This is a genomic window from Rhizobium sp. 18065 (assembly GCF_902706095.1).
Classification (GTDB): Bacteria; Pseudomonadota; Alphaproteobacteria; order Rhizobiales; family Rhizobiaceae; genus Allorhizobium.
Window position 1 is genome coordinate 334,673 of the sequence record NZ_CACSJP010000003.1, and the last position, 25,930, is coordinate 360,602.

General features: G+C 60.2%; 8 protein-coding genes. 1 reads left to right on the plus strand and 7 read right to left on the minus strand.

Annotated elements, in window-relative coordinates:
• Positions 1-20: 20 nt before the first annotated feature.
• The 5 genes from GVK95_RS10190 to GVK95_RS10210 form a co-directional block, all read right to left on the minus strand.
• Positions 21-1,751, minus strand: coding sequence for a biotin carboxylase N-terminal domain-containing protein (locus GVK95_RS10190; protein WP_159949120.1), 1,731 nt, complete (start codon positions 1,749-1,751; stop codon positions 21-23).
• 41 nt (positions 1,752-1,792) lie between these two features.
• Positions 1,793-3,394 (minus strand): 5-oxoprolinase/urea amidolyase family protein, encoded by a 1,602-nt coding sequence (locus tag GVK95_RS10195; protein WP_159949122.1) that lies wholly within the window; start codon positions 3,392-3,394, stop codon positions 1,793-1,795.
• Positions 3,395-3,401: 7 nt separating this feature from the next.
• A complete protein-coding gene (locus GVK95_RS10200; RefSeq protein WP_159949124.1) occupies positions 3,402-4,208 on the minus strand; it encodes a putative hydro-lyase in 807 nt (268 codons plus the stop codon).
• A gap of 24 nt (positions 4,209-4,232) precedes the next feature.
• A complete protein-coding gene (locus GVK95_RS10205; RefSeq protein WP_159949126.1) occupies positions 4,233-4,997 on the minus strand; it encodes a 5-oxoprolinase subunit PxpA in 765 nt (254 codons plus the stop codon).
• A gap of 112 nt (positions 4,998-5,109) precedes the next feature.
• Positions 5,110-6,327, minus strand: a complete 1,218-nt coding sequence (locus tag GVK95_RS10210) for an NRAMP family divalent metal transporter (RefSeq protein WP_244618744.1) — start codon at positions 6,325-6,327, stop codon at positions 5,110-5,112.
• Between the two features lie 476 nt (positions 6,328-6,803).
• On the opposite strand from GVK95_RS10210, the gene GVK95_RS10215 reads away from it, so the two are divergent.
• Positions 6,804-7,466 carry a GntR family transcriptional regulator gene (locus GVK95_RS10215; RefSeq protein ID WP_159949130.1) on the plus strand — a complete coding sequence of 221 codons (663 nt, stop codon included), beginning with the start codon at positions 6,804-6,806 and terminating at the stop codon, positions 7,464-7,466.
• Positions 7,467-7,490: 24 nt separating this feature from the next.
• Here GVK95_RS10215 and GVK95_RS10220 read toward each other — a convergent pair whose 3' ends face one another.
• Together GVK95_RS10220 and GVK95_RS10225 are read right to left on the minus strand one after the other, a co-directional pair.
• Positions 7,491-8,249 carry an SDR family oxidoreductase gene (locus tag GVK95_RS10220; protein WP_159949132.1) on the minus strand — a complete coding sequence of 253 codons (759 nt, stop codon included), beginning with the start codon at positions 8,247-8,249 and terminating at the stop codon, positions 7,491-7,493.
• A 202-nt stretch (positions 8,250-8,451) separates the two neighbouring features.
• Positions 8,452-25,797, minus strand: a complete 17,346-nt coding sequence (locus GVK95_RS10225) for a DUF5801 repeats-in-toxin domain-containing protein (protein ID WP_159949134.1) — start codon at positions 25,795-25,797, stop codon at positions 8,452-8,454.
• Positions 25,798-25,930: the final 133 nt, after the last annotated feature.

Consider the following 25,930-nt stretch of genomic DNA (forward strand, 5'->3'; position numbering starts at 1 on the left):
GGCCGGTTGGTTTTATCGGACTATGCCTCGAACCGCGCAATCTCTGTGCCGGCCTGAAGATAGGCTCCAGCTTCCGCGACCAGACGGATCTTGCCGGCACGCACGGCCGTCACCTGGGTTTCCATCTTCATCGCTTCCATGACGGCGATCAGGTCGCCGGCAGCAACTTCTGCGCCGTCTTCGACCTTGAATGCCTGCAGCGTGCCGGAAATGGGTGCCGTGATACTGAGTGCATCTTCGGCTTTCGCGGATGAAGCCGCGCCGGTGTTCTGACCGGAAAGTCCGCCGAGACCAGCCAGCAGGGCGGCTGGAATGCCGAGTGCATGGCGCTTGCCGTCGATCTCGACATGGGTGCGGATCAGGGCGTTGTCACCTGTGGTCTCCGGTCGGGCTGCCGCATCCAGTGTTGCGGCAAAGTCCGTCTCGATCCAGCGCGTATGCACCTTGAAACCGTCTTCGCCGGTGAAGTCCCGGCTCTCCATGGCGGCGCGGTGGAAGGGTAGGACGGTGGCAATGCCCTCGATCTTGAACTCTTTCAAGGCCCGGCGGGCGCGGGCCAAAGCCTGTTCGCGCGTGGCGCCGGTGACGATCAGCTTGGCCATGAGGGAATCGAACGTTCCAGGCACGGTCGAGCCGGATACGACGCCGGTGTCGAGGCGAATGCCGGGGCCGGACGGGGCGTCGAATGTCGTGATCGTGCCAGGCGTCGGCAGGAAGCCACGCCCCGGATCCTCGGCGTTGATGCGGAATTCGATCGAATGACCGCGCGGGGCAGGTGTCTCGGTGACCAGCAGTGGCAGGCCGTCGGCAATGCGGAACTGTTCGATGACCAGATCGATGCCAGTCGTTTCTTCGGTGACCGGATGTTCGACCTGAAGGCGGGTGTTGACCTCGAGGAAGGAGATCGTGCCGTCGACGCCGAGCAGGAATTCAACCGTGCCGGCACCCGAATATGCTGCGGCGGCGCAGATGCGCTTGGCGGCGTCATGGATTTCATGGCGCTGGGCCTCGGAGAGGAATGGGGCCGGGGCCTCCTCGACGAGCTTCTGGTTACGCCGCTGCAAGGAGCAGTCGCGGGTGCCGAGAACCAGCACATTGCCATGTTTGTCGGCCAGCACCTGCGCTTCGATATGGCGTGGCCGGTCGAGGAAACGCTCGAGAAAACACTCGCCGCGACCAAAGGCGGCCTTCGCCTCGCGCACGGCAGAATCATAGAGTTCGGGAATTTCTTCCATGTTCCACGCGACCTTGAGACCGCGGCCACCGCCGCCATGGGCGGCCTTGATGGCAACGGGCAGGCCATGCTGTTCGGCAAAGGCGATTACCTCGGCGGCTGTCTCGACCGGACCGTCGCTGCCGGCCACCAGTGGTGCACCGACGCTGGTGGCAATACGGCGGGCTTCGACCTTGTCGCCGAGCGCTTCGATGACATGCGGATCGGGACCGATCCAGATCAGGCCGGCCTCTTGCACGGCACGGGCGAATTCAGCCCGTTCCGACAGGAAGCCATAGCCTGGATGTACGGCATCTGCGCCCGAACGCTTGGCAATGCCGATCAGTTTTTCGATGTCGAGATAGGTTTCCGCCGGGCGGCTGCCCTCCAGCCCATAGGCCTCGTCGGCCAGTCCAACGAACAGCGCATCCATGTCGGGATCGGCATAGACCGCAACCGACTGGATGCCATGGTCGCGACAGGCGCGGATGATGCGGACGGCGATTTCGCCGCGATTGGCGATCAGCACTTTTTTCATGGATGTCTCCTCAACTGTTCTTGTTGCCCTGCGTCCGCGTCTCAAGCCCTGACGGGTTTGATGTCGGCAAAGGATGTCACGGGCCTGAAGCGTATCTGGGCATTGACCGGGATCTGCCCGGCGAGATCGAGATGATATTCGGCAACCGTGCCGATGACTGGATAGCCGCCGGTCAGCGGGTGGTCGGCAAGGAAGAGAACCGGTTGGCCGCTATGCGGCACCTGGATGGCGCCGGTGGCCGTGCCTTCGCTCGGAAGTTCCGCCTTGTCCTTGCGCTCCAGCGGCACATCGCCGGCAATGCGAATGCCGACGCGGTTCGACTGTGGCGTCACCTGCCAGAGCTGGCTGGACAGGGTGTCGATGCCGGTCTGGGTAAACCAGTCGCTGCGCGGGCCCATCACCACGTCGAGCGTGACGATTTCGCCAGAGGCCGGATGCTCGAAGGCGGGGGCTTCCGAAAGTGAAACGCTGGTCAGCGATGCTGTCTCGCCATGGAGCGTCAGGATAGTTCCGGTCGTGACCGGATCGGGGCCGACGACGGCGAGCGTATCGGTGGAGGCGCTGCCGAGCACCGGCTTGACGGCAAAGCCGCCACGCACCGAGAGATAGCTGCGCATGCCCCTGGGCGCCTGACCGAGCGTGACGACATCACCTGCTTCCAGCGCGATCGGCTGATAGGTTTCGGCAGAAATGCTGCGGCCCGAGGCATCCCGGATGGTGATCGGGCAGGGCGCACCGGCTACGCCAAGCACTGCGCGGCCGGAGACTTCAAAGGAAAAGCCGCCGAGGATGATCTCCAGCACAGGTGTTGCGACCGGATTGCCGACGATGCGATTGGCGGCTTTGAACGCGCCCTGATCGAGCGCGCCGGATGACGACACACCCTGGCCGGTCTGGCCGAAGCGGCCGAGATCTTGGAACAGCGCCGGCATGGGGGCTGCCAGGACCTTGAAGGTCAGCGCATCGCCGGCGGTTTCGACTGATGCTTCAGCTGGCGCCTTGGTTGCTATCGTAGAGACTTTGCGGGCCGTTTTCGCCAGATCAAAGAAGCGCACCCGGTGACCGGGCTGGAACAAAGCCGGCGGATCGCGCGACAGGTCCCACATTTTTTCCGGCGTGGTGCCGATGATCTGCCAGCCGCCAGGGCTGTTTTGCGGATAGACGCCGGAAAAGGCGCCGGCAAGGGCGACGGAGCCTGCCGGGATCTTCGTGCGCGGGCTCTGGCGGCGCGGCACATGCAATGCCGGATCGCCACCGACCAGATAACCGAAGCCGGGCGCAAAGCCGCAGAAGGCGACGGTGAAGGTGCTTTCGGTATGGCGGCGGATGACCTCTTCCACCGAAAGACCGGTCAGTTCTGCGACATCGGCAAGATCCTCGCCGTCGTAATTGACCGGGATCTCGACCAGCATGTCCGATGGTTCGATCTTTGCCGAGAGATCGCGCGTGGCGATCTCGCCGGCAAGGCTTTCCGCCGTCAGCTTTTCAGGACGGAAGCGGATCATCAGTGTGCGGGCGGCCGGCACCATGTCGATGATACCATCAACCGGATCGGCTTCGAGCGAGGCAAACAGCGCCAGTGTCTCGTCGAGATCGGCGAGTTCGACCAGCAGAACTGTCAGGCTGACGGGCAGGAAACGCATCGGAACCTCAGGCGTGATAAGCGGAATCGGGAATATCGGTGATGAACATGTGGCCCGGCGCATGGGTGATGGCAAAGGGCACGCCCGACGCCATGACGGCCGCCTGCGGGGTGACGCCACAGGCCCAGAACACTGGCACTTCGCCGGGTTCGATGCGCACTGGATCGCCGAATTCCGGCTTGGAAAGATCCCGGATGCCGATCTCTTCCGGCGCGCCGACATGCACGGGTGCACCATGCACGGCCGGGAAGCGGCCGGAGATGGTTGCGGCATCTGCCACGCGCGATGCCGGGATAGGGCGCATCGAGACGACCATGTTGCCATGAAGGCGACCAGCCGGGCGGCATGGCTTGTTGGTCAGGTACATCGGCACGTTCGACTTGTCGGTCATGTGGCGGATCTCGATGCCGGCCTCGACCATCGGCGTTTCGAAGGTGAAGCTGCATCCGATCAGGAAGCTGACGAGATCGGGGTGCTCTGCCCATGCGGCCGTCGCGTCTGCCGTTTCTTCAGCAAGCTTGCCGTCGCGCCAGATGCGATAGAGCGGCAGATCCCGGCGAAGGTCCGCACCCGGCGCCAGCAGCGTGGCATGTGAACCCGGATCCGACACGTCGAGGACCGGGCAGGCTTTCGGATTGCGCTGCGCATAGAGCAGGAAGTCGAAGGCCCAGTCGCGTGGCAGCACGATCATGTTGGCCTGGGTGAAGCCGGGTGCGACACCTGACGTCGGTTCAATGCTGCCTGCACGGTAGCGTTCGCGAGCATTGCGGGCCGGCTCGATGTCGACGTGGCGAAGATGGTCTAGGGCAATCATTGCATTCCTCCCGGGGTATCGAAATCAGGCTGACAAGAAAGAGCGGACCGTGATGCCATTGGCCTCGAAGGTGCGGCGGATTTCTTCCGCGATTGCAACGGCGCCGGGGCTGTCGCCATGCACGCAGATCGACCGGGCATCGACCTTGATCGTCGAACCGTCGATGGCTTCCAGCGTGCCGTCCTTGGCAAGCTGCAGCATGCGGCGTGCGATCACCTGGGTGTCGTGCAGGACAGCACCGGCCTCGCGGCGCGAGACGAGCTGGCCATCGGGCGTATAGGCACGGTCGGCAAAGGCTTCGGCAACAACTTCAAGGCCCGACTTGCGGGCAAGATCGAGGATCGGTGCGCCGGCAAGGCCCATCAGCACGAGCGAAGGATCGATGGCCTTGATGCCGTCGATCACAGCCTGGCCCTGCTTGGCGTCATTGGCGATGCGATTGTAGAGCGCGCCATGCGGCTTGACATAACCGACCTTGACGCCGGCTGCTGCCGCGATGCCCTTCAGGGCGCCGATCTGGTAGATTACATCGGCGATCAGTTCGTCGCGCGTGACGTCCATGTCGCGCCGGCCAAAGCCGACGCGATCGGGATAGGAGACATGCGCCCCGATCGAAACACCCTTTTCAGCCGCTGCCCTGACGGTCTTCAGGATGCCGAGGGAATCGCCGGCATGAAAACCGCAGGCGACATTGGCGCTGGAGACGATGGCAAGCATTGCCGCGTCGTCGCCCATGGCCCATGCGCCGTAGCTTTCACCAAGATCGCTGTTCAGATCGATGGTTGTCATGTCAGTCTCCTCAAGGCAATTCCGGTAAGACCCGTGGTGGCCAGGTATCCGGAATTGCACAGAACAAATGGCAAGGGAAACTCCCCGTTTCAGGGAAACGGGGAGGGATTTCTTAGCCGGCAGCTGTCAGCAGAGCGAAGATCGGGCCGATGGACTTGTAGCCCATGTACCAGGTCAACGCGCAGGTCAGGACGCCAAGAACCAGCAGCCAGCGCGGATAACGATAGCCACCCATCAGATCCGAGCGCGCCCAGGCTGCATAGATGAAGATCGACAGGCCGATCGGCAGGATCAGACCATTCAGGCCGCCAACGAAGACGAGCATCTGGGCTGGCGGCGTGGTGATGATCACGTAGAAGAACAGCGAGACGGCAATAAAGATCACGGTCGCGATGTTGCGTGCGCGCTCTGTAATGTCCTGCTTGAACACGGTGATGAAGGATACCGAGGTGTAAGCGGCGCCGATGACGGAGGTAATGGCGGCAAACCAGAGGACTGCACCGAAGATGCGGAAACCGACATCACCGGCAGCTGCCTGGAAGGCCTGGGCGGCCGGGTTTGCGCCCTTGCCCGATACGTCGATGACAACGCCAGAGGCGACGACGCCGAGAATGGCGAGGAACAGGACGTAGCGCATCAGGCCGGTCACTGCGATGCCGGTAAGAGCCGCGCGGTTGACGGCGCCGAGGTTCTCGATGCCGACCTGGCCCTTGTCGAGCAGGCGGTGGGCACCGGAATAGGTGATGTAGCCGCCGACCGTACCGCCGACGATTGTGGTGATCGTAGCGAAATCGATCGTGCTTGGCAGGAAGGTCTGGAACAGTGCATCACCAACCGGCGGTGCCGAGACGATCGCGACATAGAGTGTCAGGACGATCATCAACACGCCTGCAACCACGATCAGCCGGTCGATGGCGACGCCTGCGCGCTTCGACATGAAGATGGCGATGGCGATCAAGGCGCTGATCGCGCCGCCCCATTTCGGGTCAAGGCCGAGCATGGCATTCAGACCAAGGCCTGCGCCGCCGATATTGCCGATGTTGAAGAACAGGCCGCCGACGATCACGAGAATGGCCAGTACATAGCCCGTGCCAGGGATGGCGGCATTGGCAATATCGGAAGCGCGCATCTTGGTCAGCGTGACGATCCGCCAGATGTTCAGCTGGACGACGAAATCGATGATGATCGAGGCGAGAATGGCAAAGGCGAATGCTGCGCCGAGCTTGGTTGTGAATGTTGCCGTCTGGGTGATGAAGCCCGGACCGATGGCCGAAGTGGCCATAAGAAAGATGGCGGCCGTCAGTGCGGCGCGGCGTGATTTGACGGACATGCCGCCCGATGCGCTGCCGCGGCTGGCGCCGCCTGGCGATGTCGAATTCTGATCCATGTTACCCTCTCCGTTGATCGCTTCGTCATTCGAAATGTCTTGTCGGACTTGACTATCGATAAGGGCAGCGTCGTCGCGTTTCACAATTCTGTCAAGATTGTTCAACGATTTAATTCTATCGTTCTACTAAGTTGTGAAAATGCTGAGCGATTTGTTTCTCTTCTGGGCATGTTTGATGCGTGTTCGGACAAAATTTGACCACTCGGTGGACATGCCATGTTCGCTTTCGGTCCACTATCTTATCCCTGCCGGATAAATCGGGATAGCGTTGAAGGCCCTATGGTCAAGGTAACCCGCTCGGGACCGACAGAAGATAAAACTGTTTTCACCGGTGACCGCCGGTTTTGTTTGCGTGCGAAGCACGATAACGATGCGGGCAAGGGATGGTGCATCGCGGTTGCGGTGCTCAAGGGACATACATGGCTGAGCAGGACACGACATCGGCGCTTGCGCCACGGCTGGCGGAACAGATCCGCGACAAGCTGATTGCCGGCGAGTTGAAGCCCGGCCAGCGCCTGTCCGAGGCAGCACTCAGCACCGATCTCGATGTCTCGCGCAATTCGTTGCGCGAAGCCTTCCGGCTGCTCACCAAGGAAGGTCTGCTCCGCCACGAGCCCAATCGTGGCGTTTTTGTCGCGACCCCGAGCATGGCCTCGATCATCGACATCTACCGGGTGCGGCGCACGATCGAATGCCGGGCGATCGCCAATGCCTATCCCAACCATCCGGCCGTTGCCCGGATGAAGACAGCCGTCGAACATGCAAGGGCTGCACGCGATGCGAAGGATTGGCTAACCGTCGGCAGCCAGAACATGGTTTTCCATGCGGCGATCGTCGATCTGGCCGATAGTCAGAGGCTCAATGTTTTTTATGCCCAGATCGCTGCAGAACTCCGTCTGAGCTTTGGCCTGCTGGATGATCCCGAGCTCCTGCATGCGCCCTATGTCGATCTCAACGCGGAAATCCTGGAAAAGCTCGCGGTCGGCCGCACGCAAGAGGCTGCCGCGGCACTGGAGACCTATCTTCTGCAGTCGGAGCGCACCGTTCTTGCCGCCTTCTCGCGGATTGATGCCAACGGCTGAAACCGGCTTTGCGTCGAGCCCGGTCTAAAGCGAAACCGTCATTCCCCCGTCGACATAGAGAATATGACCGTTGACGAAGGACGAGGCGTCCGACGCCAGGAATATGCAGGCGCCAACAAGTTCCTCGACCTTGCCCCATCGTCCGGCCGGGGTGCGTTTTTCCAGCCAGCCGGTGAAGGCCGGGTCTGCAACCAGGGCCGCATTCAGCGGCGTTTCGAAATAGCCGGGCGCAATCGCATTGCATTGCAGCCCATGCCGGGCCCAGTCAGTCGCCATACCCATCGTCAGGTTGCCGACGGCGCCCTTGGTTGCTGTATAGGGCGCTATCGTCGGGCGTGCGGCACGTGTCTGGACACTGGCGATGTTGATGATCTTGCCGCGCTTGCGCGCGATCATGTGGCGACCAACCGCCTGGCCAACATTGAAAACACTGGATATATTAGTCGCCAGCAGCTTTTCGAAGGCCTCGGCCGGAAAGTCTTCCAGCGGCGCGCGATGCTGCATGCCGGCATTGTTGACCAGGATGTCGATAGGACCAATGTCCGCTTCGAAACGGTCGACGGCCGCACGGGCGCCGGCATGGTCAGTCACATCGAAGGCGAGGATACGGGTGTTGCCACCGATGTCCTGTGCGGCGGCCTCCAGCTTGCCGATGTCGCGACCATTGAGCACGATCTCGGCGCCTGCTTCCGCCAACCCCTTGGCCAGCGCCAGGCCAATGCCTTGCGACGAGCCGGTAATCAGCGCCCGCCGCCCGCTCAGGTCAAAAAGTGCGTGTCCCATGTCGTTCTCCCGCTGCTAACGTTTGCCGAGGACAAGTGGACAACAGGCTTGCGCCAAGTCAAGCGATGCCAAAGGACGGCCAATCGCAGCCTGCTATGGTGAATGAATCAATATCAGCGCTGTGTGCCGTTGCTCAGCCGACCGGGAAAAAAGAAAGGCCCCGAAAAATCGGGGCCCTTCGAGGTCTTAGAGCAAGCCGCAATCAAACATCATCTGCGGTTTTGTGATCGTTGAACAGGATCCGGACATGTTCATTCGTCACATTGAAGCTGTTCAGGACGGCAACCGTTTCGAACGATTTCGCGGCTCCGGCACCATCGGTATCGACCTGAAGTTCAGCATTGCCGCCAACCTGGACGAGCTTGACGAAGCTGCTTTCCAACGCCGTGTTCGATGCCAGACCGGACAGGATTTCCGACAGATCGATGACGTCGCCATCGTTCATCTCATAGTCGGTAATGATGTCGTGGATCCCGACAGTGAGACTGTCCGCCCCGATGACGAACACATCCGCGCCGTCATCGCCGGTCATGGTGTCGATGCCGTCGTTGCCGATGAGGATGTCGTTTCCACCGGATGCGACGAGGGAATGTGCTCCTGCAAGGGCATCGATGAGGATGTCGTCGTTGGAATCGGAGTCGTTGAGCGACCCGTTCCTATCGATGTAAAGATCGACACCCGCTTCAAGGTTCCCCGCAATGACGTAGTCAAAATCTCCAGTCTTGCCGTTGCCGCTAGTGCTGGCGCCATTGTCGAGAATGGTAACAATCCCATCGGCGGACGAGAAACTTGCGCTTAAACTGCTGCTGTCGTTGACACCGGTCATATCGAGAACTGAATCCCGATCATCATCAAATAGCAGTGCCCATTCAGGAATTTTTGTCGTTCCGTCAGTTTGGGCGTTTGTATAGACTCGATCGCCACTAAGACTTGTCGCATCATTTATTGAGGTGAGGTTGATCGTGGCGAAGTCGGTTGCCAACAATGCGCCTCCCGATCCATTGTTGGCACCGTCATTCACGACCATAGTCAACACGGTTGATGCCGGAGGAATGTCGCTGTCGGCGAGATAGGTTACGGTCTTGGCACTTCCGCCTGAACCGCCACCTGCAAGCAGAGCGTTGATCTCTGCAAGCGTACCGAGCAGAGTTACCGACATTGTTCCGTTGTTGGTGACGCTTACGCCACTGTAGCCGGAGCCGACCGTCAGTTTACCGAAACCCACCGACAAAGTGACGGTGACATCATCCGATGCCGCGTCAACGTCGCCGATCGTTAGCCCACTGCCTTGCAGGGCAAGTGCGACTTGTTCCGTTGCATTGTAGCTTATCTGTTCAATTGTCGCAGTCGGCGCATCATTGACAGCCGCAATGTTGATCGTTGCGGTATCGGTGTCGCTATCTGGGCCGCCGCTTCCCGTATTGCCGCCATCATTGACGGAAAGCGTCAATGTGGTTGATGAGGCAGGCGTGTCGCTGTCTGCGATATAGGTGACGGTCTTTGCACCACCGCCTGCCAATAGAGCGTTGATCTCGGTGATTGTGCCAACCAGTGTAACGAGCGAAGTGCCACTGTTTGTGACCACGACGCCGCTGTCGCCTGCCGCCACGTTCAGTTTTCCGGAGCCCACCGACAACTTGACGGTGACATCGTTCATGCCCGCATCCGGATCGGATACGCTGAGACCCGTCCCGTGCAGGACGAGGGTCGTCTGTTCCGTAGCGCTGTAGGTACTTGCCGAGATCGTGGCCGTCGGATCATCGTTGACAGCTGAAATGTTGATCGTGGCAACATCACTGGCAGTTTTGGCGCCGCCGGTGCCCGAATTGCCGCCATCATTGACGGTCAGCGTGAGCGTGGTGGACGACGGAGGGGCGTCAGTGTCGGCCAGATAGTATATGGTCTTGCTGTTGTTACCTGAACCCCCGCCTGCCAACAGCGCATTGATTTCAGCGTAGGTGCCGATCAGCGTCACCGAAGGCGAGTTGTTGTTCGAAACCTGAACGCCGCTGTTTCCGGACGTTATTGTCAGCTTGCCATAACCCACCGACAGGGTGACCGTCATATCGTTCGTGCCGGCGTCGATGTCGCCGACACTGAGACCGGGGCCATGCAGTGCGAGCGCGTTTTGCTCCGTTGCAGTGTAGGCAAGGTTATTGATCACCGCGCTCGGCGCATCGTTGACCGCCGTCACATTGATCGTCAGCGTATTCGGCGTCTGATCGGTATCCTGGCCGCCATTGGCGGTGCCACCATTGTCCTTGACCGCAAACTGGATCGAGGCATAGCCGGTTCCACTTGCGTTGGTCGCCGGCGTAAAGACCAGCTTGCCGGCCGCTAGATCGGTAGCCGATACGAAGGTGTTCAATGCGACTGCCGAGCCGTTCAAGGTCAAAGCGCCTACGCCTGGCAGCGCCTTGATGAAGATGCCGCTGAGGCCGTCATTCTCGATGTCGGTGAAACCGAACTGGGCAGCTGTCAGCGTGACCGACGTATCTTCGTCCGTCGCAACGGTGGCGTTGATGCCGGCCGGTGCCTCGTTGGTGCCTTGCACGGTGATGGTGATTGTTGCGGTCGCAACATCGCCGTCGCCGTCGATCACCTTGTAGGTGAAGACATCGACGTCGCTCTGGTTGCCCTTGAGCCCGCGCACGGCGGCACTCGTGCTGTTAAGGGTGTAGGCATAGGAGCCGTTCGCCTGAAGAACGAGCGAACCGTAGGTGCCAGCAATCGTTGCCCCCAAAGCTCCGACAGGGTTTGTGACATTGCCGCTCGAAATCGCGACGATCGCGCCGCCATCTGCGCCGAAGAAATCGTTCGACGCGGCGCTTCCACCGGTCAGGACATTGCCGGTGACGGCGGGTGTGCTGACGAGGTCGACCAGGGCGGTGACGATATCCGAGAAGTTCGCGAGCTGGATGACGTTGACGTTGCCGTCGACGTCGATCTGTGCCAGCGAGCTTTGCGAGATGCCGTCTCCGACCCCGATCGCAGTCACCTTGACGTTGTTTGTATCAACGAATGCGTTCCAGCTGCTGGCGACAGTGGAGGTCAGGACATTGCTGCCAGAGCCCAGGTTCACTGTCGGATTGCCATCGCTCAGGAAAAAGACCTGGTTATTGTAGCCCGGAAGAGCCGAGTAATTTGCCAGGACTGCCTTGATTGCATCCGTGAAATTGGTGGCGTCGTCATCGACCGGTCTGTCCGTTGACCAGCCGTTGAGAACGGTTACCAGCTCAGCATAGCTTGTGACCGATTGCGCCTCGGCATCGTCGCCAAACGCCACCAACTCAATCTTCACGTCGCCCGTCGTGCTGTTGAAAATCTGCTGTGCCGCAGCCTTCACCCCATTGAGCATCTGGGTCAGTTCTGCGTCGCCAATGCTGCCGCTGAAATCGAGCACGAAGGCGACATTGTAGTTTGCCGGCGGCACTGCGATGACACTGGCGGTGTCATTGCCGGCAACCGGCGCGTCGTCGATCACGGTGATCGATGCGTCGAGCCCAACGGATGTATCCGCGATCGGGCCGCCTGCATCCGTGACCCGTACCAGGTCATCGAGCTTGATGGTGATCGCGTCCTCCGTCGAGTTGATCGGATGATCGATCGGCGCATTCAGTGTGAAGACATAGGCGCCGGTCGACGGATTGAGCGTCATGGTGAAGATCTTGGTGTCGCCAGCTTCATACGGTGAATTGCCGCCGTCGCTGTTGACATAACCGATCAGGTTGCCGCCCTCGAGGGCGAAATAGACCGGCTTGTCATCCGACGTCAGCGGCTGATTTGCCGATGTGAAGACCGCCTTGTCAGCGGGCAGTTGGAAGGCGTAGGAGATCACGCCGTCCTTGCCGCCGGTCACCAGATCCCCGTAGGAACCTGTCGAGATATTGGTCGTCAGGTTCAGATCGCCGCTGGTGTCGAGATCGCCGCCAGCCAGGCTTGCCGTATCGTCGCGACCACCCGGCAGCCCATGTTCTTCCTCGACCGTGCCGGTGACTGCGCCGTTGATAACGAATGGTGCGCTGACATTCTTGATCGTGAAGTTATAGGTCGTTTCCTGGGTATCGTTGTCACCATCGACGGCCTTGAGCTTGATGCTGACCGGCGTGTCGGCGGAGACGGTGGAGGCGGTAAAGGACCAGGTCTTGTTTTCGTTGACCGTCAACGTTCCCGAACTTGTCGTGAAGTCGACCGAGCCATTGGTGGCGATATCCGTCAGATCGATGAATTTCGACACGCCGTCGAAGATAACTTCCAGCTGATTGACGCCGTCGGCGCCGGGATGGAAGTTATAGCTGCCGTTGATTGTGCCGCCTTCGTTGATGTCTGCGAGACCGGTTGCGAAGTTGAGGCTCGGCGTATCGTCGGAGACTTCGGCCGAGATGACCGCGCTGGCCGTGTCGCCGTCGGTATCCGTCGCGATCACGTTGATCTTGCCGAACTGGGCAAGGTCGTCGCCCTGTGTCGGATGCAGAGGGTAGTTGTCGCTGAGCGTCAGCTTCACTTCCACCTTGTTCTGTGCTGCAAGATCCGTCGTCATCAACGTCAGCGTGGCGATCAGGATCCCGCCGATCTTGCCGGTGATTTCGGTGTCGGACACGCGGTTCCAGGTCAGCGCATTGCTGAGCTGGCTGAGGTCTGTCGAGAAGGCCGCAGAGACAAAGGCGTCGGAGCCGGCCCCGAAGGTGATCGTCTCGCTGTCTGATGTCGTCGCATTGCTTGTTAGGCCCGAGTCATCGACCTGCAGGAAGGTGATCGCATTGCCAAGTCCTGTCGGATTGGCGCCGTCCGTGATCGAGATCTGCTGCGTGCCGGTCGCCTGGTCGCCGTCACCATCGGTCAGCGTGTAGCTGAAGGATGTCGTCGCGGCCGCCGCGTTGTTCACCTGCGCACTCGGGTCGAAGGTCCAGCTGCCGTCGGCCTTGAACGTATAGGTGCCGAACGAGGTGACCACGGTTGCCGCAGTACCATCGACCGGGATCGCAACGGTCTGGGTGCCATTGCCATCGCCTACCGTGACAGAGGTCAGGCTGCCGCCGTCAGCGCCCAGTTCGTTCAACTGGATGACAGTGCCGCTAAACAGCGATGCATCTTCGGCAAGTGACAGATCATCGGAGTGGACGATCTTCGGGCTGTCGTCGTCGACCTGGATGACGATCGCGGCCGATGCCACATCGCCATCATTGTCGGTGACATCATAGCCGAAGCTGAGCGTGAGGTTGTCCTCGTAGCTCGTCTCTGCTGCGGCCGTCGACGGATCGTTGATCAAGGCGTGCACCAGCGGCAGCAGCAGAACCATGGTGTAGCTGCCATTGGAGGCCATCGTCAGGGTATAGACGGTCTTCGGGCCGGTATCGGTCGCAATGGTGCCGACATAGGCGCCGCCCTGGCCGTTGGCCGTCCAGGTCGAGGTGACCGCATAGGCCTTGCCCTGGTATAGCGCCTGCAAGGTCTGGCTCGCGCCGGTTTCGTCCTTGGCGGTAGCACCGGTCACGGCGATGGTCTTCAGACCATCAGCGCCTGCGGTGATCGAGATCTTACCGCTGACGCTGTTGATCGCACCCGCCGCGTCGCCCTGTCCTCCGTCAATCCCGCCGGACAGCACCTCGTCGTCGATGATGGCGGCTTTCAGGCTGACATCGTCAATATAGGCACCCAGTGTATCCGATGCGCCGGTACCTTGGAAGGCGAGCACAGCCGACGGACCGGTTGCGGTAACCGAGATCGTGATCTTCTGCCAGCCGGGCTCGGCCGACTGCGGATCGATCTGGTAGACCGGATTGCCGTCGAAATAAACCTTCACACCGCTGGTATTGTTGCCATCCGGACGTTCCGAGTACCAGAAGGTCAGCTCATAGGTCTTGCCGGCTTCAAGCCCGCTGACCGTCTGCTGGATGGTCGCATTGCTGTTGCCGGTGTTCGGGTCGCTATCCAGTTCGACCTTGATGTCGCCGGAATGGGCGGTGAGCCCGCCGACATTGCCATTTTGCAGTTCGAACGGAATGCTATTGGCCGAAGACCATCCGGTAACGCCGGTGGTTGTGGTGAAATTGCCAGCCGTGACGCCGGGATTGATCTCGAAGCCGCCATTGACGATCAGTTCTGCGCCCTGAGCATCGCTGCCGGTCGTGGTCGGCACGTCGTCAACCACGGTCACCGACACGGAGGCCGTCGCCGTATCGCCATCGGTGTCGGTTGCGACAACCGTGATACCCGTCAGCGTGACATTGTTTTCACCATTGGCATTGGCATGCGGGAAGTTGTCCGTCAGCTCGACATTGACCGATGCTGTGCCGCTGGTGCCGGCGGCAATAGCCGACGCTGGGGCGGTCAGGGTGACGATGATCGCCTGGGCGCCGTTGATCGAACCGATCAGCTGGGTGGCGCCATTGGCGGTCCAGACGATATCGGCACTGCCCACACCGTCGACCTCGACGGTGATGCCGGCGGTGGAACCGAAGGCGTAGCTCACCAGATTGTCGGAGCCCGCGGTGAAGCCGACCGTGCCGGCCGATGTTTCGACATCGGTGGCCGAAGCGGTGCCGGTTGCGCCGGCGGTGCCGAGACCTTCTTCGTCGACGGTCAGGGCGAGCGGATTGTTCACACCATTCGATGTTGTCGGGAGCGCGCCGTCTTCAACAGAAATCGACTGTACGGCAGTCGCTGTATCACCATCGCCATCGGTCAGCGTGTAGGTGAACGAGGCATCGACCGCCTGGGCGTTGTTCAGGTTGCTGGCCGCCTGGAAAGTCCAGCTGCCGTTGCTGTTGAAGCTATACGTGCCGTAAGCTGTGTTGATCGGCGTCGTGCCGCTCGCCGCAATTGCATAAGCCTGATCGCCGATTGTCACCGACGTCAGCGTGCCAAGATCGGACCCTGCCTGGTCATTGGTCAGGACATTGCCGCCGATCTGGGCGCCGGCTTCGATAGCCGCCTGGGCGAGGTCGTTTGTAGCAATCGGGCCATCGTCATCGAACGCGAACTGCGAAGTTGACGTGTCGATCAATGTTACGGTTGCGGACGAGGTGCGGCTGTCTCCATCGGCATCCTTGATGGTCGCCGTGTAGGTCAGCCCGATCGAGGCGTCCTGCGTTGCAAGACGCAGCACTGCCGTTGCATCGAACTGGTTGCTGTCGGAACCATGGTCGATGGCTTCGTAGAGCGTCGTCTTCAGCTGTGCCGAAGCCCCAGTGCCGACAATCTCGATCTTGAACACAAGAGTGTTTGACGCATCGCGCCCGACAAGAACGCCGCTCTCGAAGGAAAGCGTGATTGCGCCGCCATTCGTCGCCGTGAGGTTGGTGACAAACGGACCGTTTCCGCCGGTGCTTGTCAGGCTGAACGAACCCGTAACGCTGCCGGCGCCATCGGTACCGAAATCCGATGTCACATTGAACAGGCTTGCCAGGCCGCCGGTAACGCTTGTCGTCACCTGAGCCAGGACGCCAGATGCATCATCCGTGTTGGCATTGCTGCCGGCTTCGATTTCGCCGCCATTGTAACGATCAGCCCCGACGGTCTCGTCGAGTTCGGTCGAAAGGCTGGCTGCGGCGTTGGCAGTAGAAGTAACCGTGATCTGCGGACCATCGTCTTCGAAGGTCACGACCGTGCTGTCGTGGTCGATGATCTCGATCGTCTCGCTGTCGTACGCGGTGTCGCCATCGCCGTCTGTTGCCGTGACGGTGAGGTTGATCGACAGACCGGCGTCATGATCAGCCAGTGTCAACGTGCGGGCATCGTCGGGATTGCTGCCATCGGGATGGGCAATCGGCAGATATTGCGTGACCACGAACTGCGTCGTGCTCGCACTACCGGTCAGCTCGATCTTGAGAACGATATAATCGTCGCTGGTCGTGTTGGTATCGTGGCCGATCTTGCCGATGAGGACAGTGTCGCTGATCTTGTAAAGCCAGATCGTCTGGCCGGAGTCAGCAAGGCCATTGGCATTGTACCAGGGCGATCCGACGGTATTGGCCACCTTGAGGTTGGTTTCAACGCCCGTGGTTGAGCCGCTGTTGAGCGTTTGCCCATAAGAGCCCTTGAGGACAAAGCTGAAGGCGGATGTAATCGTGCCACCATCCACGCCGGTCGAGGCATCGACGGCGAAGAGTTCCGACACCGAGGTTCCGGCTGCAACCGTCGGCGTTGCCATGCTGCCGATCGCCACGGCCTGAGCCAGGTCAGTCGTCGCGACCCATTCGGTGTTCGGCGTATTGTCATTCGGCAGATCGCCAGGGGTCGTTTCGTCGAGCCTGATCAGCGATAGCGAGACATTGTCGACGTCATTGACGCTGACCGAGGGGCCATCATCCAGGAAGCGGATCTGCTGCGATACATCGACCGTCGCAGTGTCGGTGTCGCCGTCCGAATCTGTGATCGTCAGGGTTACCTTGACGCTGTTGGTAAGCAGGGTTTCCTGTTGCGGATTTGGATTGTCATTCGGCGACGCATCATTCGAACCGGAACCGTTGTCGTTGCTTTCGTTGTTGTCGCCGCGGTCGTCATGCTTGATCGACAGATATTGCGCGAGCGCCAGGTGACCATTCTGGTCGACAGCGATCGCGAATGCGACGGCACCTGTTGCGCCGCCAACGCGGCCGACGACCACGCCACCGAGCGTGTAGAGCTTGATATCGGTTCCATCGGTTGTCTTGAGGCCGGAGAGGGCGCCTTCAACAATCGTCAGCGACAGCTTGAACACTGCCGCAGAGGCATCCGCTCCGACGTCCGAGCCTGATGTCGAGACGATGTTGTCTGCACTATAGGCATAGCCGATAACTGGCGCATTCGAGATGCTGCTGGTGCCGGAGGCATCCGGATCGTCACCGGTCACACGTGGATTGGTGTTCTCGATCGACGCGAAGAGCTGACGGACTTCAGCATTCAGTTCCGAACCGAGTTTGTCGTCGGCACCGCCAGCCGTCTGGATTGCGGCGGTTTCGTCATGGATGACATATTCACCAGAGTCGACCCTAAGCACGGCTTCCGGCACGTCGTCGATGATCTTGATTTCGAAGCTGCTGCCAAGGTTGACGGTGTCGCCATCGCTGTCCCTGGCTTCGATGATATCGCCGAAGCGAATGGCTTCGATGACGGTTTCACCGGAGCGCAGCTGTGTGTTCTCGTCCGCGCCACTGGCCGGCGCCTTGTGATACAGTTCGTCGAACAGCCGGAATTCATAGGCGCCGTTTGTGGTGTTGATGCGAATTTCGAAGACCGGATTGGCGGAATTGCCCGGTGTCGCAGCATCCGCTTCACTTGCCGTAATGATCAGCCATCCGTTTGCGCTGGTCTGCACATAAGTCAAAGGCAGGGCTGAAGGGTGGCCATTCACCGGCTGGTTGGATGTCAGGTTGAGCGCCTCAAGATAGGCGACGGCATTGCTGGTAAAGTGGAAGGTTGCCACATCATCGGCGCCGGAATTCACCAGAGCTGCCAGGCTGCCCTTGACGACCGCGCCGCCGGACGCGTTCTCCGTGTAAGAGGCATCGCCGTCATTCTCTGGATCGTTGCCGTATTGGCCGTGTGGTGATGTGCCTTCCGACCAGTCGGTGTCGATGTCGTCTTCGTTGACCTTGACCGAGATCGTATTGCCGGTCAGTCGCGGGCCGTCATCGGCGAACCGGACATTGCCGCCCAGATCGATCGAGGCGGTTTTCGAGTCTGTGTCGCCATCCTTGTCCGTCGCGGTGACAGTCGCTGTCAGCGAAACCAGGTTGGTGGCCAGTGTGGCAAACTGCGTGTCGAAGCCGGAGCTTGAGCCGGGCTGGTCGTGGTCGATGGTCTCCATCTGGGTCAGGGTGACCTGACCGGAACCGTTGACCGACAAGGAGAACACAGCCTTGGCAATCGCTTCGCTTTCAACCGACGTCGTCGATCCATAGATGACGCCGTTGATCTCGAACAGATTGACCTGCTTGCCATTGCTGTCGAGGCCGGAATCCGTGCCTTCGCCGACCATGAGCGAGAGGACGAAGGCCTTGACGGATGTGCCGCCATCGGCGCCGAGATTGACGGTCGAGACGAATGCACTGCCGAAATCGGCTGTCGATACGTCTGTGTCGCTCAGGTTACCAATCGTCTGTGCGTCCTGCGTCGTCAACAGGACCGTTGCTTCCGAGGCGACCGTCAGCGTGACGATCGGGCCGTCATCTTCGAAGCGAACGCGCCCGGAGATGTCGGCAGACTTGGTGACGTTGTCGCCGTCGCCATCGGTTGCCGTCACGCTTGCCGAGAGAACGCCAGTATTCAGATGTACTGCATCGTCGGCATTGTTGGGGTTCGGATTGTAGAGCGAGACAAACTGCGCGATCGTGACCACGCCGCTGCCATTGATATGCAGCGCAAAGGCAGCTGTATCGGTCGCTTGAACGCCGTCGTTGTTTTCATCGTAGACACCGACGATCCGGCCCGAAGCATCCTTGAAGAGATAGATATCCTTGCCTTCGGTGGTTTTCAGGCCCGAGGCGACACCATTGGCAGACAGCGTCAGTGCATAGGCAAGCCCGCCACCAATGGCAGCACCGTCGGCGCCAAAATCGGCGGTGACATTGACGATGGAGCCGGACCCTTGCGCATATTGCACCGCCATTTCCGGATCGATACCGGCATTGACGCCATTAAACAGCAACTGGACGCCGGTCAGTTCGTCGGAGCCTGTATCATCGCCAGCGGTCTCGTCGATGATGATCGCGTCGCTGAGCGAGATGTTGGACAGGTAAGTGCCTGTGTTGTCACCGGTGGTTCCGATTTCCCGGAAGGTGACAGTGTTGTTGCCACCTGCCGCCGTCACAACGACCGAGATCGTCTGCATCAGGCCGCTTTGCGGATCGTAGGTGCCGACGGAAACGCCGTTCCACAGCACTTCGAGCTTGGCGGTGCCCGCCGATCCGTCACTGGCCTTGCCGATTTCGAAGGTGAGTTCGTAGGTTTCTCCCGATGTCAGGCCAGTCACGGCCTGGGTGATCTGCAGGTTGCCCGGAGACGCTTCCAGATCGACCATGGCATTGTTGGTCGGGCTGTCGGCGCCACGATAGCCGTCGCCAACCTTTTCGAGCTGGATCTGGGTTGCGCCGCCAACAGGTGATGCAGCGATAGCCCAGGCGCCGGCAGTCGTGCCGGCGACAACGCCGCTGCCCGTGCCCCATTCGTTGTTGTTCGGTGTGAAGCCGTCAAAGAACAGGCCGTTGCTGACGGCCTGCGGCGCCGACACGTCCAGTTTCGGGCCATCGTCGTCAAAGGATATGATCGAAGTGTTGGCGTTGATCAGCGTGACTGTCGCCGAATCGTCCTTGTCGTCGCCATCGGAATCGGTCCGCTCGACTTCGTATTTGAGGCCGATCGTCAAATTGCCCGTGACCTTCAGAATGGTCTCGGCATCGAAGAGGTTGCCGTCCGTGTGCTTGATCGCCTCGTACAGCGTCGTCTGCAACTGCGCCGAGGCGCCGGAGCCGATGATCTCGATCTTGAAGACGGTATTGTTCTGGGTGTCGACACCTGTGATCGTCGAACCATTGACGAAAAGCCGGATATTGCCACCATCGATGGCCTGCAGGTTCGTGGCGTAGCCATTGTTGCTCCAGCTCGAAGTCACAAAGCTGAGCGTACCGGTTGTGGTGCCCGGCCCGTCGGTGCCGTAGCTGCCACTGACGGTGAACAGGTTGGCAAGGCCGCCGGCAATGCTGGTGGTCACTTGGGCGAGGCCGTCACCTGCGTCGTCGATATTGGCATTGCCGCTGGCATCTTCGGTTTCAGCGCCATTGTAACGATCGGCGCCCTGCGTCTCGTCGAGCTCTGCACCCAGCTGCGCGGCGGCATTGGCGTTTGCCGTCACATCGACCGTTGGTGCGTCATCTTCGATCCTGATGACGGTTTCATTTTTGTCGATCAGCTTGATCGTCTGGCTATCGCTTGCCACGTCGCCATCGCCATCTGTGGCAGTGACCGTAAGTTTCACCGACAGGCTTGCGTCTTTGTCGCTGAGGTTGAGCGATGCACTTTCGTCATCATCGTTGCTGTTGGTATGGGCGATCGGCAAGTACTGGCTGACGACGAATTGCGGATCGCTGGTCGAGCCCGTCAGTTCGATCTTCAGTGCGATGAAATCGTCGCTGGTGTCGGCATTGCCGACGCCGATACGCCCGATGATCAGGGTGTCGCTGACTTTGTAGAGCCAGATGGTCTGGCCTGCAGCACTGAGGTTGTCGAAGGCGGACCCCAGGACATCGGAGACACGCAGCGTCGTCTGGACGCCGATGGAAGATCCGTTGCTGACAAGGTTGCCGCTCGCATCGCGCAAATCGAAGCTGAAGGCCTTTGTGACCACAGCGCCATCGGCGCCCTGGCTGACGGAGACGCTGAACAGTTCGGCGATGGACGTGCCACTGCCGGGGCCGGACGCTGCTGTGGACTGGATGCCGATGGCCTGCGCAGCGTTGATATCGGTGGTGGCGGTCCAGGTGCTGGTGCCGGTATTGTCGTTCGGGTTGCCGCCCGGAGTGGTTTCATCGAGAACAACTGTCGAAAGATCGGCGTTCCAGGCGCTATCGACGCTGACCGACGGGCCATCGTCCAGGAAGCGGATCTGGTGCGAGATATCGACGGCCTCGGAGCGAACCGTGTCGCCATCGGAATCGGTAATTGTCAGGACCGCCTTGATGGCGCCGCTGGCAATGGTTTCCTGCGCCGGGTTCGGATCGTTGTCCGGTGCTGCATCATTGGCGCCCGAGCCGTTGTCGTTGCTTTCGTTGAAGTCACCGGCGTCATCATGCTTGATCGACAGGTACTGCGCGATGGCGGCATGGCCGTTCTGGTCGATGGCAATGGCAAAGGCAACAGTGCCGCTTGGGCCGCCGACACGACCGACGACGAGATCGCCGACCTTGTAGAGTAGGATGGCCATGCCCTCAGTGGTGGAGAGGCCGGATGGCGTGCCGTCTGTGACTTCCAGTGTCAGTTTATAGGCATCGGCCGGAGCATCGGCGCCGACGCCGGAACCCAGGTTGGTGACGATATGGTCTTCGCTGTAGGCGTAGCCGATGACCGGTTTGCCGGAGAGTGCACTGACCGCATCCGAATGCGGGTCGTCGCCGGTGGCATTGCTCTGCTCCAGAGCCTTGAACAGGTTGCGGACTTCGCTTGGCAGCAGGGACGAATTGATATCGTCGGCCTGATTGCCGTTGCTTTCGTCGATCGTCACATATTCGCCAGCTCGTGTCTCAAGCTTTGCGACGGGAACATCGTCGATGACCTCGATCTCGAAGCTGTCGCCGAGGGTGACGCTGTCTCCATCGCTATCGGTTACCTGGATGATCTGGCCGAAGACAATGGCGTCGATGGTTCCCGCGCCCGACATCAGCGCGGTGTTCTCGTCGGCACCATTTGCCGGAGCCTGATGATAGAGCTCATCGAACAGGCGGAATTCATATGCGCCGGTCGTCGAATTGATCCTGAGTTCAAAGACGATGTTGGAGCTGTTGATGCTGCCATTGCCGGGTGCGTCAGGCTCGATGCCCTTGATGATTACCCAGCTGCCGGATGTGGATTGTTGGTATGTCAGTGCGAGAGCGGTGTTCTGGCCGTTTACCATTTCATTGGTGCTCAGCCCGAGGCCCTTCAGATAGGTGAGCGCATTGGCGGTAAAGCCGTAGGTGAATGGCGTATCGGCGCCCTGCACAAGCGTTGCCAGGCTGCCGGTGACGATGGCCGGATCGTCCTGGCCTGACGCAGCCTCGGTGTGGGAATTGTCGCCATCGTTGTCCGGGTCAGCCTGATTTGCGCCATGCGGCGACGAGCCGTCGGACCAGCTTGTATCGATGTCGTCTTCATTGACGATCGTCGAGATCTTCGTGCCGGTCAGTCGCGGGCCGTCATCGGCAAAGTGGATGTTGCCGCCAAGATCGATGCTTGCCGTCTTGACGTCCGTGTCTCCGTCCTTGTCGGTCGCGGACACGGTCGCAGTCAGGGAGACGAGATTGTTTGCAAGCGAAGCAAGCTGCTCGTCGTAGCTGGAACCGGTTCCAGGCAGCGGATGATCGATCGACTGGAATTGTGTAAGGGTCACAACACCATTGCCATCGACGGCCAGCGAGAACACGGCCGTATTGATGGCCTGTGCTTCCGAACTGGTTGTCGAACCGTAGATCACCCCATTGATTTCGAACAGATTGACCTGCAGCCCCTTGCTGTCGAGGCCGGAGTCCGCGCCGTCGGCGCCGTTCAGACCAAGGACATAGACGGTGCTGGAAGACGCCTTGCCATCAGCGCCATAGGCGATGGCGGAGGTGAAGACAGAGCCAAAGTTTGCCGTCGATACGGCTGTGTCGCTCAGTTCACCGATCGTATCGGCATCCTGGGTTGTCAGCGTGATCGCTGTCTCGTCGCTGACGGTCAACGTGACGATCGGGCCGTCGTCCTCGAAGCGGATCCGTCCCGAGATATCGACGGATTTGGTCGCCGAGTCATTGTCGGCATCCGTCGCAGTGACCATCGCCGACAGAGTTCCAGACGTCAGGTGAACCGCGTCGTCCGCAGTGGTTGCATCGGGATTGAAGAGCGAAACATACTGCGCCACTGTGACGACGCCGCTGCCGTCGATATGCAGGGCAAAGGCAACCGGGTCGCTGGACGACACACCGTTATTGTCTGCGTCGTAGACGCCGATCACCAGGCCATCGACATTCTTGTAGAGGTGGATGCTCTGACCGTCGGTGGTCTTCAGGCCGGAGTCGATGCCATCGGCAGACAGGGTGAAGGCATAGGCAAGGCCACCACCGGCTGCGGCACCATCGGCGCCGAAATCGACATCCACCCTGACGACAGATCCTGTGCCCTGGGCATATTGCGCCTCTGGCATATCGGCATCGATCCCGGCATTGACGCCGGCAAACAGCGATTGAACGCCAGTCAACTCATCGGAGCCGGCATCGATACCGACAGTCTCGTCGATGATGATCGCATCGCTGAGCGAGATGTTGGACAGGTATGTGCCGGTATTGTCGCCAGCGGCGCCAATTTCGCGGAAGGTCACCTCGTTGCCGTCATTCGCGGCCGTGACGACGATCGATATCGTCTGGAGGGTTCCTGACGACGGATCGAAAACGCCGACAGAGACACCGTTCCAGAACACTTCAAGCTTGGCGCTGCCTTCGGAAGCATCAGATGCCTTGCCGATCTCGAACGTCAGTTCATATGTCTCGTTGGCAACAAGCCCTGAAACGGACTGGCTGATCTGCAGGTTGCCCGGAGACGCTTCCATGTCGACCATGGTGTTGTTGCCGAGACTGTCGGCGCCTCGGTAACCGTCGCCGACTTTTTCCAGCTGTATCTGCGAAGCGCCGCCTTCGGATGAAGCACCGACTGTCCACGCCCCGGCTGTCGTGCCCGCGGCAACGCCGCTGCCAGTACCCCATGCGTTGTTGTTCGGCGTGAAGCCTTCGAGGAAGAGACCGCTGCCGACGGCTTGCGGCGCGGACACATCGAGCACCGGGCCGTCGTCATCGACATCGACCTCAAGCGCGCCATCGACGCTATCGCCGTCACCATCGGTTACCTTGTACTGGAACGAGAAGCCGACATTGTCTTCTGTTGTACCATCGGGATGCCGGATGGCATTCAGCTGGGTCAGGGTGTAGCTGCCGCTGGTCGTGTCGGAAAGGGTCAGTTCCAGCACATCCACCGGTTCGCCGGACTGGATCTGTGTGACGACGATGGTCAGGCCGTTTTCGCTGAGGCTGTAGAAAAACGTGCCTTCGCTTGCCTCGGAATCGGGCGCGCCGAAGGTCGCACCGGCAACACCGGTCAGGATGATAGAGCCTGCGCCGTCTGCGCCGTAGCTATGGGCAAGTACGCCTGCAACCTGCGGAGCACCCTCGGTTTCCTGTTGGTCACCGATGGCGGTGTCGCCATTGCCGCCTTCCAGGGCATCGTCATCCAGCTGGATCAGGCTGGATTCGCCGATGGCCGGCGTATCGTCGTCGACATCGATGCTGAACGATCCGATGGCGGTGTCGCCATCGCCGTCGGTGACGACATATTTCAGGTCGAAGAACAGATTGTCCTCGAATGCCGTCTGTGTTTTTTCGACGGCCAGAAGTTCGAACTGGGGCAGATCATCATCGCCCGGTTCTTCCGACCCGCTGCCCGTCGACGGATGATCGATCGGGTTGAGCTGGCGCACCACATAGGCACCGCTCGTGCTGTCTTGCAGCGCAACTTCCAGAACAGGCACGTCACCTTGCAGGATGGTCAGGACGAGGCCGTCCTCCGACACGATCGCGGTGAACCCGGCCGGCAACACGATGCCGTCTGCAGTCAGCAGCAGGGATCCGGCGCCATCGGCGCCGTAATTATGGGCGAGGATGCCGGATATGTTGGCGGAATCCACATCATCGCCTTCGCCACCGGGATTGCCTGCGAACGAGACGCTGACCAGCTGGCTGCGCAGCAGCACGGGCTCGTCGCTGCCTTCACCTTCCGTCTGGCCGGATTGAAGGGCATCGTCGTCGAGCTGGATATTATTGTTGTCGCTGGCCTCGGGGCTGTCGTCCTCAATGCGCACGGTCATTATCGCGGTGTCTGTGCCATTGTCGACATCGGTCACAGTGACCGGGATCTGCAGGTCGATGCTGTCTTCCTGTGTCGTGTCGGGGTGATCGATCGGGCCGAGCAATGTGATGGTGTAGGTATTGCCGCTGATCTCTGCGCGGATGATCACCGGGCCGTCTTCTCCGGCCCGGCCTTCGAGCACGCCGTTGGCGTCGATAGACCAGACGAGCAGCGTGCCGCCTGAGCTGAGCGCTGTTGCCGGCAGGCCGAATGTATAGGTGAGGGCTGTGTTTTCGAAGTCGGTGCCGGCAAAGGTGCCGGTTATGGTCGAGGAATCAGAACCGTCGTCACCTTCCTTGAGGCCTGTCGACAGGTCTTCCTCTGAGATGCCACCGGCAAGGAAGTCCTCGAGTTCCGGATCGACATTGCCCGCATCTTCAAACGTTTCGAATGTCGGTGTGTCGAAACCGAAATCGGTGTCGCCGAGCAGGTCGATCACCGGGCCTGCCTCGCCGATGTTGCCGTCGCCGTCCGACAGGTCGCCGCCCGAGCTTCCGGCACTGACCACGGCGACTGTACCATCGGGTCCCGCGGCGACGTTGATGCCGTTAGCCTGCAGTGCTGCAATGAGAACCTGGGAGGGCACCTCGACCTGACCGATCAGGAAGGTGGGAACATTGAGAGAAGCACCCTCGATGATGATGCGTGTACCGTCCGGCTGAACCAGAACCAGGTTGTCGCCTTCGACAACAATGTTCTCGATCGATGCGCCCTCGGGCAGAACGGCTCTGTTGTCGGCCGCCACCTGAATAACCGTGGCGCCAATCGTCTGGGCGGAGGGTGCCGGCTGCTGGATGTCCTGGCCCGTGGCCGGGTCGACGAAGACGGGGTCATTCGTTGCCTGAGCAATTTCAATCGGTGTTGCTGCAGTTGGCTGCTGATCAGCGCCGAACTCGATAGCATCGTTCTGGGCATCCGAAAAATTAACGTCGCGCTCGACCATGAAACATTCCTCCTACGTTTGAGGCGGAATGAACCATGGAGTAATAATTAACGCAATATTAACTTCATCGGTTAGTGTCTAGTTAATATAAAGGAATATGCTAAGCCGTATAGTTCTTATTGCTTGGTTAACA